The organism is Streptomyces sp. NPDC002309, from assembly GCF_053593375.1.
Genome location: NZ_JBSFCI010000051.1, coordinates 1 through 11,914, shown reverse-complemented (window position 1 = coordinate 11,914; position 11,914 = coordinate 1). Strand labels below are relative to the sequence as shown.

The window sequence follows — 11,914 nt, the reverse complement described above, 5'->3', positions numbered from 1 at the left end:
TTTGCCGTGCCCGCCCCGTACCCTCGTAGTCATGACCAGCGACGACAGCGCACGGCCCGGCGCCCCCCTCTCCCGTTCCCTCGAAACCCGCGCCGCGCTCGCCCCGGAGCAGACGGAGGCGGTCCTCGACCTGCTCGCCGCGGCCGCGCGCACCGACGGCCAGCAGGCCGTGTCCGAGCAGGGACGGCTCCGGGTCCGCGGCGGCGCCCGGGAGGGCGTCTCCCATCTGCTGCTGACCGCCGGGGACCAACTCGTGGGCTACGCGCAACTGGAGGACACCGACCCGGTGGAGGCACCGGCCGCCGAGCTGGTCGTCCACCCCGCGCACCGCGGCCACGGGCACGGGCGGGCCCTCGGCTCCGCCCTGCTGGCCGCGTCCGGCAAGCGGCTGCGGGTGTGGGCGCACGGAGGCCACGCCGCCGCCCGGCACCTCGCCCAGGTGCTCGGCCTCACGCTCTTCCGTGAACTGCGGCAGATGCGACGGCCGTTGACCGGCCTCGACCTGCCCGAGCCGGTCCTGCCGCGGGACGTGACCGTGCGCCCCTTCGTGTCCGGGCGGGACGACGCGGCCTGGCTGGCCGTCAACGCGGCCGCCTTCGCCCACCACCCCGAGCAGGGCTCGCTCGCCCAGCGGGACCTCGACGACCGCAGGGCCGAGCCGTGGTTCGACCCGGAGGGCTTCTTCCTCGCCTTCCGCGGCGACGAGCTCGTCGGCTTCCACTGGACGAAGGTGCACGCCGAGGAGCAGCTCGGCGAGGTGTACGTGCTCGGTGTCGCGCCGGGCGCGCAGGGGTCCGGCCTCGGCAAGGCGCTCACCTCGATCGGACTGCGGCACCTGGCGGCCCAGGCGCTGCCGACGGCGATGCTCTATGTCGACGCCGACAACAAGGCGGCGGTCGGCGTGTACGAGCGGATGGGCTTCACGACGTACGAGACGGACCTGATGTACCGCACCGAGACGTGAGACATATCGCCGCATAACCCCCCATGAGGGGCGACGATCTTGACGCCGCCCCCACTCGTGCAGCACCCTTTCACTACTCAATTAGTGAAAGGGTCGTGTACGAGTGGTCGAATACCGCATCGACCGGCGCAGCGGCGTCGCCACCTACGTACAGATCGTCCAGCAGACCAAGCAGGCGCTGCGGCTCGGCCTGCTGCAGCCCGGCGACAAACTGCCGACGGCCCGCGAGGTCGTCGAGGCCACCGCCATCAACCCCAACACCGTCCTCAAGGCCTACCGCGAGCTGGAACGCGACGGCCTCGTCGAGGCCCGGCGCGGTGTCGGCACGTTCGTACGCCGGTCGCTGGGCGCGGCCCCGGCGGACTCCCCGCTGCGGGCGGAGCTGGTGGCGTGGGCGGAGCGGGCGCGCGGTGCGGGGCTGGAGCGGGAGGACGTGGCCGCGCTCTTCGCCGCCGTGCTCGACGAGCAGTTCGCGGCACCGCGGCAGCAGCACGAGGGGGGCCAGGGATGACCGGCACCGCGATCGAGGCGGCCTCGCTGGGCAAGCGGTTCCGGCGCAGGGGGCGGCAGGTTCTGGACTCCTGCACCTTCCGGCTGCCGGCCGGTGCGGTCTGCGCGGTGATGGGACCCAACGGCGCCGGCAAGTCCACCCTGCTCTCCCTCGCCGCCGGGCTCACCGCCCCCAGCGAGGGCACGCTCACGGTGCTCGGCGGCAGCCCCGCCCAGGCCCGCGAGCGCCTGGCGTACGTCGCCCAGGGCAAGCCCCTGCCGCCGCAGCTCACCGTCGGCGAGACCCTGCGCCTGGGCCGCGAACTCAACCCGAGGGTCTGGGACAGGGCCGTCGCCGAGCGGATCGTCGCGGACGGCGACCTGGACCCGGACGACCGGATCCGCACGCTCTCCGGCGGCCAGCGCAGCCGGGTCGCGCTCGCCCTCGCGCTCGGCAAGCGGCCCGAACTGCTGCTGCTGGACGAGCCGCTGGCCGACGTCGACCCGCTCGCCCGGCACCGGCTGATGGGCACGCTGATGGCCGACGCCGCCGAGCGCGGCACCACGGTCGTGATGTCCTCGCACGTCGTCGCCGACCTGGAGGGCTCCTGCGACCACCTCCTGCTTCTCGGCGCCGGAAGCGTCCGGCTCGCCGGGCCCCTGGACGACCTGCTCGCCGCGCACACCCTCGTCACCGGCCCGGCCGGCGGCGACCTCGGCCCGCACACGGTCGTCGAGTCCCGCACGACCGGCCGCCAGCTCACCGCGCTGATACGCGCCCGGGGCACGGTCGGCGCGGGCTGGGAGACGGCCGAGCCGTCCCTGGAGGAGCTGGTCCTGTCCCATCTGCGCTCCGCCGAGGCGCCGGAACTCCGCCTCGACGTCCCCGAGGAGACCGCCGTATGACCGCCGTGACCGTTCCCGCGCGCGGTGGGCGTGCGCACGGCCTGATCTGGGCGATGTTCCGGCTGCACCGCTCGGCGCTGTGGTTCTGGGTGATGCTGCTGGTCGTCGCCGCGGGCGCCCTGCTGTGGGCGTACCACCCCGGGGCCCCCGACGCGGTCGAGGAGTACCGCCGGCTGAACTGCTCCGGGCCCGACGTGTACTGCGACTCCACCGGCCCCGCCCAGCGGCGTCACACCACGCTGCTCTCCGTCGGCGGCGGGCTGATCACCCTGGTCCCGCTGCTCACCGCCACCTGGGCGGGCGGCGCGCTGATCGGCCGCGACCTGGAGAACGGGACGGCCCAGCTGGCCTGGACGCAGTCCGTCCCGCCGGCCCGCTGGCTGGCCGCCAAACTCGCGGTCCCGGCGGCGCTGCTCGTCTCCGGCACCAGCGTCCTCGCGCTGCTGCACCGGCTGGCCTGGACGGCGGCGGGCCCCGAGGTGCGTGAACTGGGCGGGCCGGACCTGTACTCCAGCACCGCCTATCTCGCCAACGGCACGCTGGCCCCCGCCTACGCCCTGCTGGGCCTGGCGGTCGGCGCCCTCGCGGGGATGGTGCTCGGCCGCGCCCTCCCGGCACTCGCCACGGGCGCCCTGGCCCTGCTCGTCCTCTCGTCCGGCCTGGCCCTCCTGCGCCCCCGCCTGTGGCCGGTCCGCACGGTGATCGGCCGCGACGGCTACCCCGGGTACTCCGGAATGCTCGTCGAGGAGGGCGCCCTGACCTCCACGGGCGCCCGCGTCAAGGACGCCCTCTGCCTCGACGAGGTCACATGCCTCGCCGAACACGACGTCACCGGCTTCTACCGCGACCACCACCCGCCGTCGCACTTCTGGCCGCTCCAGCTGGCGGAGACGGGGATCGTCCTCGCGGCGACGGCCCTGGCCGTCCTCGCCACCTTCCACCTGCTGAAACGCCGCACGTCCTGAGCACACGCCCTCCCGGGGCGACACCGCACCCGAAGCCACCGCGGACACGCACCCCCGCCCCGCGGCCGTGCCGGCGGCCGAACGAGGACGACCCTCGCCCACCACGCCCGACGCACCACCGGAGCCGAGCGCGGACGTAAGGCCGCCGGGACAGCCCCAGCCGCCCAAGCACAAGCACGTCACCACGCGCGAGCCCAACGACCACGCGAACACCCCGGCCGACGCGGCCGTTCCGGCGGCCGAACGAGGACGACCCTCGCCCACCACGCCCACCACGCCCGACGCACCACCGGGACCGGGCACGGACGTTAGGCCGCCGGGGCAGCCACAGCCGCCGAAGCACAAGGACGCGTCCACCGGACCACCGAGCGCCGGACCGTGCGGCCCCCGGCCGGCACCGGCAGCGCACCACCGACCCTCGGGTGCATGATGGCCGTAGGGAACGCGGGCGTCGCACCCGTCGGCCCGGACACCCGGACGGCGGAACGCAAAGGCGCCAAAGGCGCCGAGAGGGCCGGGCGCGGGCCCCCGGAAGCAGGCGCGGACCCCGGGGAGCCGCCCTGCGCTATCCCGCACGTCATGTCTCCGTAACCATCGATTCAGCCAAGCTTGCGACGCTCGGCCAATGACGCCCGCCGTGCCTGAGCCTTCGCCGCCCCCCGAGGGCCGCGCGGGAGACGGGGCCCCCTTGATCCCGCCCGCCCGCTCCGACGCGCCCGTTTCGCCCCAGGCGCGGAAGAATGGGTTCATGAGCCAGCAGAACGCCCCGGCAGAGGTCCAGCACGCGCAGCCCTCCGTGGGCTCCATCGCCGCGCACCGCCCCCACACGGTCTCGGCCACCGTCTCCGACCTGGAACCCGATCTCGACGCCGACCTCGACGTCTACGAGGAGTCGACGGTCGACGGCGTCCATCTGCCCCAGGGCCGCTTCCTCGACCGGGAGCGCAGCTGGCTCGCGTTCAACGAGCGGGTTCTCGAACTCGCCGAGGATCCGAACACGCCCCTGCTGGAGCGCGCGAACTTCCTCGCGATCTTCGCCAGCAACCTGGACGAGTTCTTCATGGTCCGGGTCGCCGGACTGAAGCGCCGTATCGCCACCGGCGTCGCCACCCGCTCCGCCTCCGGCCTGCAGCCGATGCAGGTGCTGGAGATGATCTGGGCCCGCTCCCGCGAGCTGATGGCCCGGCACGCCGCCTGCTACCACGAGGACGTCGCCCCCGCGCTCGCGGACGAGGGCATCCACCTGGTCCGCTGGAGCGAGCTGACGGAGAAGGAACAGGCCCGCCTGTTCACCCTCTTCCGGCACCAGATCTTCCCGGTCCTGACCCCGCTGGCCGTGGACCCCGCGCACCCCTTCCCGTACATCTCCGGCCTCTCCCTGAACCTGGCCGTCGTCGTGCGCAACCCGGTCAGCGGCCACCGGCACTTCGCCCGCGTCAAGGTGCCCCCGCTGCTCTCCCGCTTCCTGGAGGCCGCGCCCGGCCGGTACGTCCCGCTGGAGGACGTCATCGCCGCGCACCTCGAAGAGCTCTTCCCGGGCATGGAGGTCCTGGAGCACCACGCCTTCCGGCTGACCAGGAACGAGGACCTGGAGGTCGAGGAGGACGACGCCGAGAACCTGCTCCAGGCACTGGAGAAGGAGCTCATGCGCCGCCGGTTCGGACCGCCGGTCCGCCTGGAGGTCGAGGAGTCCATCGACCGCGAGGTGCTGGACCTGCTGGTGCGCGAGCTGAAGATCAGCGAGGCCGAGGTCTACCCGCTGCCCGGCCCCCTCGACCTCACCGGCCTCTTCCGCATCCACCGCCTGGACCGGCCCGAGCTGAAGTACCCGAAGTTCGTCGCCGGCACCCACCGCGACCTCGCCGAGGTCGAGTCCGCGTCCGCGCCGGACATCTTCGCCGCGCTGCGCGCGAGGGACGTCCTGCTGCACCACCCCTACGACTCCTTCTCCACCTCCGTGCAGGCCTTCCTGGAGCAGGCGGCGTCCGACCCGGACGTCCTCGCCATCAAGCAGACCCTGTACCGGACCTCGGGCGACTCGCCCATCGTGGACGCGCTGATAGACGCCGCCGAGTCCGGCAAGCAGGTCCTCGTCCTGGTCGAGATCAAGGCCCGCTTCGACGAGCACGCCAACATCAAGTGGGCGCGCAAGCTGGAGGAGGCCGGCTGCCATGTGGTCTACGGCCTCGTCGGCCTGAAGACCCACTGCAAGCTGTCGCTGGTGGTCCGCCAGGAGGGCGACACCCTGCGCCGCTACAGCCACGTCGGCACCGGCAACTACCACCCGAAGACGGCCCGTCTCTACGAGGACCTCGGTCTGCTCACCGCCGACCCGCAGGTCGGCGCGGACCTGTCCGACCTTTTCAACCGGCTCTCCGGCTACTCCCGGCGGGAGACCTACCGCCGCCTGCTGGTCGCCCCCAAGTCGCTGCGCGACGGCCTGATAGCGCGGATCGACAAGGAGATCCAGCACCACCGTGCCGGACGTCCCGCCTACGTCCGCGTCAAGGTCAACTCGATGGTCGACGAGGCCGTCATCGACGCCCTGTACCGCGCGTCCATGGCGGGTGTCCCGGTCGACGTCTGGGTGCGCGGCATCTGCGCGATCCGGCCGGGCGTGACGGGCCTGTCGGAGAACATCCGGGTCCGCTCGATCCTCGGCCGCTTCCTCGAGCACTCCCGGCTCTTCGCCTTCGGCAACGGCGGCGAGCCCGAGGTGTGGATCGGCAGCGCCGACATGATGCACCGCAACCTCGACCGCCGTATCGAAGCCCTGGTGCGGGTCGTCGACCCGGCGCACCGCGCCGCCCTCAACCGGCTCCTCGAAACCGGTATGTCCGACTCCACCGCCTCCTGGCACCTGGGCCCGGACGGCGAGTGGAACCGGCACGCGGTGGACGCGGACGGCGGGCCCCTGAGGAACATCCAGGAGATGCTCATAGACGCCCGGAGGCGCCGGCGTGGCACAGCAACACCTTGACCCGACGGACCCGGTGGCCGGGCCCGTGACAGGGGACGCCCTCGCGGTCTACCTGCGCGCCCAGGCCACGGAGTTCCTCCGCGCGCTGCGGCAGCACCGGGAGACCGGCACGGGTTCCGGCAGCAACGGCACGGAGGAGACCGTCGACGCCGCGCGGGCCCTGCGCCGCTCGGCCCGCCGCATCAGCGGCAGCCTGCACACGTTCCGTCCGCTGCTGGACACCGACTGGTCGGAGGGCATGCGCCCGGAACTGGCCTGGCTCTCGGGCACCCTCGCCCTGGAACACTCCTACGCGGCCCGGCTGGAGCGGCTGCTCCAGGCGCTGCACCGGCTGTCGGGCGCGACCTTCCCCGCCCAGCCGACCGCGGGAGTGGCCGCGGCCGGTCGTGCCGCCGGCGCGCGGGTGGCGGCGGGGGCACCGCCCACCGCCGGTCCCGCGACGGCCCCGGAACGCGGCAACCTCACGGTCGGCGCGGCCAAGGCGGGTGCCCTGCTCGAACGCCAGCTCACCCTCGCCCGGACCCGGGCCCACTCCGGCGCCCTGCAGGCCCTCGGCTCCTCCCGCTTCCACGCGGTCGCCGACAAGGTCGCCGTACTGGCCAGCGAGGTCCCGCTGACACCCGCCGCCGGCGCCGCCGACCTGCGTCCCCAGGCGTCGGCGGCCGAGGAGCGCCTTACCGACGCGGTGGCCGCGCTGCCCCTGGTCACGGCGGGCCACCCGTACAACGCGGTGGCCCTGATCCACGGCCTCTCCCCGGACCCCGCCCCGCACCCGCAGGACGCCCCCTGGCATCAGGTCCGCCTCCTGCTGCGGCTGCACCGCTACGCCCGTGAGGTCCTGGAGGGTGCGAACGCCCCGGTCGACGTGCGCCTGCTGAGCGCCGGACAGTCCCTCAACCGGCACCGCGACGCCTCCGAGGCGGCCGCCGCGGCGGCAGCGGCGGCCCGCACCCCTCGCATCGCGCCGGCGACGGCGTACGCGCTCGGCGTGCTGCACGCCGACCAGCGGCACGAGGTGGAGGCGGCCCGCTTCGAGTTCCAGCAGTCCTGGCAGAAGCACACGGTAGGTACTTCCTGAGCGGGCGAGGGGGCGGTGAACGGCCGGTGACCGGCACGAAGGACGACATCCCGGTCCAGGCGGCCGGATGCGTGCTGTGGCGCCGCTCCCCCGTCGCCGAGGGCCTGGAGGTCTGCCTGGTCCACCGCCCGAAGTACGACGACTGGTCCCACCCCAAGGGCAAGCTCAAGCCCGGTGAGGACGCGCTGGCGGGCGCGCTGCGCGAGGTCAGGGAGGAGAGCGGCTACACCGCCGCAGCGGACGCCGAACTGCCGACCGTGCACTACCTGGTCAACGGCCGCCCCAAGGAGGTCCGCTACTGGGCGGCGGAGGCCACCTCGGGAGACTTCACCCCGAACGACGAGGTCGACCGCATCCTGTGGCTGCCGCCCGCGGCGGCCCGGCTGCGTCTCACCCAGCCCCGCGACCGCGAACTGGTGGACGAACTCCTGGCGGCCATGCGCCACGCCTAGCCAGGACGCCTCCGGCGCCGCCCCGGGCGGCCCGGACGCCGGTACCGTCAAGATCCGGCCATATGGCCCGCCGCGTCCGTCCGGGCCAGGCTCCGCGCCCTGCGCGCCGGCCCACGCCAGCCGCAGACGCAGCGCGCGACGCAGAAGGGCCCCTGCTCGACCGTGCTGGTGCGATGTTCCGGACGGTCCCCACCTGGGCCGGACGGATCCTGCTCTCTCACACCGTCCACCGTACCCAGACCAGGTGAACGGTCGACGGGCCGGGCGTGGGCGTGGTGCGGAGACCCGCCCCGCCGCCGCCGGCACCGCACCACCACCCCCGCCCCGCGTGACGGCTCAACCTACCCGTCGTTAACCGGACAACAGGGGAGCCCGAGACGAAGCGTACGGCTGGGGGTAGGCAGGCCATGGCGGAGCAGCACGGCAGGACGGTCGGAACGGTCGTGGCGGCGGGGCTGACGGCCTGCGCGTGCCTCCTAGGCTCCGGATGCTCGAGCAGTGGCGCCGCCGCCGACGACGCCCGCCCCGCGGACCCCGTGGGCACGCTGCACCGCGCGGCCGAGGCCCTGGTCGACGCGGGCACGTCCAAGGCCCGTACGTCGATGGAGATGGCGACCGGCGGCACCCGGGTCACCATCCGCGGAGAGGGCGTCTACGACTTCGCCCGCAAGCGCGGCCGGCTGAAGGTCCTGCTCCCCCAGGACCCGTCCGGCCAGACGGAACACCGTCCGATCACCGAACTCCTCGCCCCGGGCGCCCTCTACATGAAGAACCGGGGCGCCGGGGTCCCCGCCGACAAGTGGGTGCGGGTGGACACCGCGACCCTCTCCGACGGCAACCTGGTCACCGGCGGCGCCACGGACCCGTACGCCGCCGCCGAGGTGCTGCGCGGCACCCGCTCGGCGAAGTACGTGGGCCGCACCGAGGTCGCGGGCACGAAGGTGCACCACTACCGGGGCACCGCCGATCTCATGAAGGCGGCCGGCACCGCCTCGCCCGGGGGCCGGGCGTCACTCGCGGCGGCGGCGAAAGGGTTCGCCACGGCCGAGGTCCCGTTCGACGTGTACCTCGACGACGAGGGCCGGATCCGCAAGATCAGACACCGCTTCAGCTTCGTCAACGGCCGGCAGGAGGGCACCGTGGCGGTGGCGTCCACGACCCTGCTCTACGACTTCGGCGCCCCGGTCGACGTGGCCCTTCCGCCCGAGAAGGACATCTACGCGGGCCGGATCGCCGAGGAGTGACCGGCGTGAACTAGCCCGTCCGTGCCATGCGCGTCGTGTGGGCCACTCCCTACTCTAGGAAGCCGGTGACGGCAGAGAAGAGGTGATGCACGTGGCTCCGGTCGGCGGTACGGCAGTTCAGGACCACGTGGCCCTCGCCGAGATCGAGCTGTGCGGAGAGCTGATCATCGCGGCCTCGGCGGCGGACGAGGACCGGCTGAGCCTGGAGAGCATCGACGAGGTCCTGAGGGTCGCCGAGGAACGCGGGGACGACTCCCGGGGGAAGTGAGCGAAAGCTCACGTCCGCAGCAGGCGCCCGATGGCCTTCGTGGCCTCCTCGACCTTGGCGTCGATCTCGTCCCCGCCCTTCAGCGCGGCGTCGGCGACGCAGTGCCGCAGATGCTCCTCCAGCAACTGGAGGGCGAAGGACTGCAGGGCCTTGGTGGACGCGGAGACCTGCGTGAGTATGTCGATGCAGTAGACGTCCTCGTCGACCATCCGCTGCAGCCCACGGATCTGCCCCTCGATCCTCCTGAGCCGCTTCAGATGCTCGTCCTTCTCTTTGTGGTACCCGTGGATGCCCCGGTCATGGTCGGTCACCACGCCCTCACCGGCCTCGGCGGTCGTCATCGCGTGCCCTCCATCCACATACCCCTACTGGGTATATCGTACCGAACTTTGCTGGGTATAGGCCCCTTGGCCACTGCCCGGAGCCGGCCACCGAACCGCCCCCGTACTGATGCGCGGAATTCATGGGCGACACTGGGGGACGGCCCATTAGCCGTGGCCGGATGATGCGCCTAGCATCACCCTGACCGAAACCGAAGCACCCCGAGGACCCCACGTGCGCTTTCGTCTGACCCCCAGGGAGACGAGCTTCTACGACATGTTCGCCGCGTCCGCGGACAACATCGTCACGGGCTCGAAACTCCTGATGGAACTGCTCGGGGCGGACGCTTCCGCCCGGGCCGAGATCGCGGAGCGCATGCGGGCAGCGGAACACGCCGGCGACGACGCCACACACGCGATCTTCCACCAGCTCAACTCCTCCTTCATCACGCCCTTCGACCGTGAGGACATCTACTCCCTCGCGTCCTCCCTCGACGACATCATGGACTTCATGGAGGAGGCCGTCGACCTGGTCGTCCTCTACAACATCGAGGAACTCCCCAAGGGCGTCGACCAGCAGATCGAGGTCCTCGCCCGCGCCGCCGAACTGACGGCCGAGGCGATGCCCCACCTGCGCACGCTGGACAACCTCACCGAGTACTGGATCGAGGTCAACCGCCTGGAGAACCAGGCCGACCAGATCCACCGCAAGCTGCTGGCCCACCTCTTCAACGGCAAGTACGACGCGATCGAGGTGCTGAAGCTCAAGCAGATCGTCGACGTCCTCGAGGAGGCCGCCGACGCTTTCGAACACGTGGCGAACACGGTGGAGACCATCGCCGTCAAGGAGTCCTGACCCGTACATGGACACGTTCGCCCTGGTCGTGACCATCCTGGTCGCCCTCTTCTTCACCTACACCAACGGCTTCCACGACTCGGCCAACGCGATCGCCACGTCCGTGTCCACGCGCGCCCTGACACCGAAGGCCGCGCTCGTCATGGCCGCGGTCATGAACCTGGCAGGCGCCTTCCTCGGCAGCGGTATCGCGGAAACGGTCAGCGAGGGCCTGATCGAAACGCCCCATGGCTCCTCGGGCATGGGCATCCTCTTCGCCGCTCTCCTCGGCGCCATCACCTGGAACCTCGTCACCTGGTACTTCGGCCTTCCGTCCTCCTCCTCCCACGCCCTTTTCGGCGGCCTGGTCGGCGCGGCGCTGGCCGGCGGCACGCGGGTCTACTGGGACGGCGTGCTGGAAAAGATCATCATCCCGATGTTCGTCTCCCCCGTCGTCGGCCTGATCGTCGGCTACCTGGTGATGACGGCGATCATGTGGATCTTCCGCCGGGCGAGCCCGCACAAGACCAAGCGCGGCTTCCGCATAGCGCAGACCGTCTCGGCGGCCGGTATGGCCCTGGGCCACGGTCTCCAGGACGCGCAGAAAACAATGGGCATCGTCGTGATGGCCCTGGTCATCGCCGATGTACAGGACTACGGCGACCCGATTCCCCTCTGGGTCAAGATCGCCTGCGCCCTCATGCTCTCGCTCGGCACCTACGCCGGCGGCTGGCGCATCATGCGCACCCTCGGCCGCAAGATCATCGAACTCGACCCCCCGCAGGGATTCGCCGCCGAGACGACGGGCGCGTCGATCATGTTCACCACGGCCTTCCTGTTCAAGGCCCCCATCTCCACGACCCACGTCATCACCTCGGCCATCATGGGCGTCGGCGCGACGAAGCGCGTGAACGCGGTCCGCTGGGGCATCGCCAAGAACATCATCCTGGGCTGGTTCATCACCATGCCCGCGGCCGCCGCGGTCGCGGCCTGCGCCTACGGCGTCGTCCACCTGGCATTCCTCTAGCCCCCGCAAGCCCGCACACGAGGTCCGAAGCCAACCACCCACGCACCCGCACCGGCGGACAGAGGCCAGGCCGACGACAACCCCCACACCCGCGCACGACGACGAACCCGCACCCACGGACAGAGGCGGGGCCGACGACAACCACCCCCGAACGCGCACCCGCACACGGCGCGATGGGACTCCGGCGTCCGCCCCTCCCTCCCCGGGACCCGCACCCGCCCACGGCGGGAAGGGGTCGGGCCGGGGGGTGTCCGCCCGCAGCGGTTGGCGCGTCAACCCGGGTGAGTCGGTGAGTGACCGATTCCGCGCCGTTCCGAGGACGGACACCCCCCGGGCCCCCCCCCCCGCAACCCCCCCCCCACGCGCGACCGCCACCCCCACCCGAC

The 11,914-nt window shown here is 72.3% G+C and carries 12 protein-coding genes; 11 read left to right on the top strand and 1 reads right to left on the bottom strand.

Annotation, left to right across the window (positions count from 1 at the left end; translation table 11 throughout):
• Positions 1-31 precede the first annotated feature (31 nt).
• The 9 genes from mshD (at position 32) to ACWCPM_RS30615 (ending at position 9,346) form a co-directional block, all read left to right on the top strand.
• Complete coding sequence (mshD, locus tag ACWCPM_RS30655; protein ID WP_450979516.1) at positions 32-964, top strand: mycothiol synthase; 933 nt, start codon at positions 32-34, stop codon at positions 962-964.
• Between the two features lie 103 nt (positions 965-1,067).
• Entirely contained in the window at positions 1,068-1,475 is a 408-nt protein-coding gene (locus ACWCPM_RS30650) for a GntR family transcriptional regulator (RefSeq protein WP_450979515.1), read from the top strand.
• The gene (locus ACWCPM_RS30645; RefSeq protein WP_450979514.1) at positions 1,472-2,359 is read left to right on the top strand and encodes an ATP-binding cassette domain-containing protein; all 888 of its coding nucleotides are present in this window, start codon (positions 1,472-1,474) and stop codon (positions 2,357-2,359) included. The genes ACWCPM_RS30650 and ACWCPM_RS30645 overlap by 4 nt, the downstream gene beginning before the upstream one ends.
• On the top strand, positions 2,356-3,324 hold the full coding sequence (locus ACWCPM_RS30640) for an ABC transporter permease (protein WP_450979513.1): 969 nt from the start codon (positions 2,356-2,358) through the stop codon (positions 3,322-3,324). The genes ACWCPM_RS30645 and ACWCPM_RS30640 overlap by 4 nt, the downstream gene beginning before the upstream one ends.
• A gap of 625 nt (positions 3,325-3,949) precedes the next feature.
• The gene (locus ACWCPM_RS30635; protein WP_450979512.1) at positions 3,950-6,304 is read left to right on the top strand and encodes an RNA degradosome polyphosphate kinase; all 2,355 of its coding nucleotides are present in this window, start codon (positions 3,950-3,952) and stop codon (positions 6,302-6,304) included.
• The gene (locus ACWCPM_RS30630) at positions 6,285-7,382 is read left to right on the top strand and encodes a CHAD domain-containing protein (RefSeq protein WP_450979511.1); all 1,098 of its coding nucleotides are present in this window, start codon (positions 6,285-6,287) and stop codon (positions 7,380-7,382) included. Before ACWCPM_RS30635 ends, ACWCPM_RS30630 begins: the two co-directional genes overlap by 20 nt.
• Before the next feature lie 26 nt (positions 7,383-7,408).
• Complete coding sequence (locus ACWCPM_RS30625) at positions 7,409-7,834, top strand: NUDIX hydrolase (RefSeq protein ID WP_450979510.1); 426 nt, start codon at positions 7,409-7,411, stop codon at positions 7,832-7,834.
• A gap of 407 nt (positions 7,835-8,241) precedes the next feature.
• Positions 8,242-9,078: a hypothetical protein gene (locus ACWCPM_RS30620; protein ID WP_450979509.1), complete on the top strand. Its 837-nt coding sequence runs from the start codon at positions 8,242-8,244 to the stop codon at positions 9,076-9,078.
• 85 nt (positions 9,079-9,163) lie between these two features.
• Positions 9,164-9,346, top strand: a complete 183-nt coding sequence (locus tag ACWCPM_RS30615; RefSeq protein WP_450979508.1) for a hypothetical protein — start codon at positions 9,164-9,166, stop codon at positions 9,344-9,346.
• Positions 9,347-9,354: 8 nt separating this feature from the next.
• On the opposite strand, the gene ACWCPM_RS30610 is transcribed toward ACWCPM_RS30615, so the two are convergent.
• Positions 9,355-9,687: a metal-sensitive transcriptional regulator gene (locus ACWCPM_RS30610; protein ID WP_450979507.1), complete on the bottom strand. Its 333-nt coding sequence runs from the start codon at positions 9,685-9,687 to the stop codon at positions 9,355-9,357.
• A gap of 214 nt (positions 9,688-9,901) precedes the next feature.
• On the opposite strand from ACWCPM_RS30610, the gene ACWCPM_RS30605 reads away from it, so the two are divergent.
• Together ACWCPM_RS30605 and ACWCPM_RS30600 are read left to right on the top strand one after the other, a co-directional pair.
• The gene (locus ACWCPM_RS30605; RefSeq protein ID WP_450979506.1) at positions 9,902-10,522 is read left to right on the top strand and encodes a DUF47 domain-containing protein; all 621 of its coding nucleotides are present in this window, start codon (positions 9,902-9,904) and stop codon (positions 10,520-10,522) included.
• 7 nt (positions 10,523-10,529) lie between these two features.
• On the top strand, positions 10,530-11,528 hold the full coding sequence (locus ACWCPM_RS30600; protein WP_450979505.1) for an anion permease: 999 nt from the start codon (positions 10,530-10,532) through the stop codon (positions 11,526-11,528).
• Positions 11,529-11,914: the final 386 nt, after the last annotated feature.

Coding starts and splice junctions, on each gene's coding strand:
- ACWCPM_RS30645 (WP_450979514.1), top strand. CDS start 1,472: ATGACCGGCACCGCGATCGAGGCGGCCTCGCTGGGCAAGCGGTTCCGG.
- ACWCPM_RS30600 (WP_450979505.1), top strand. CDS start 10,530: ATGGACACGTTCGCCCTGGTCGTGACCATCCTGGTCGCCCTCTTCTTC.
- ACWCPM_RS30615 (WP_450979508.1), top strand. CDS start 9,164: ATGCACGTGGCTCCGGTCGGCGGTACGGCAGTTCAGGACCACGTGGCC.
- ACWCPM_RS30640 (WP_450979513.1), top strand. CDS start 2,356: ATGACCGCCGTGACCGTTCCCGCGCGCGGTGGGCGTGCGCACGGCCTG.
- ACWCPM_RS30635 (WP_450979512.1), top strand. CDS start 3,950: ATGACGCCCGCCGTGCCTGAGCCTTCGCCGCCCCCCGAGGGCCGCGCG.
- mshD (WP_450979516.1), top strand. CDS start 32: ATGACCAGCGACGACAGCGCACGGCCCGGCGCCCCCCTCTCCCGTTCC.
- ACWCPM_RS30610 (WP_450979507.1), bottom strand. CDS start 9,687: ATGACGACCGCCGAGGCCGGTGAGGGCGTGGTGACCGACCATGACCGG.
- ACWCPM_RS30620 (WP_450979509.1), top strand. CDS start 8,242: ATGGCGGAGCAGCACGGCAGGACGGTCGGAACGGTCGTGGCGGCGGGG.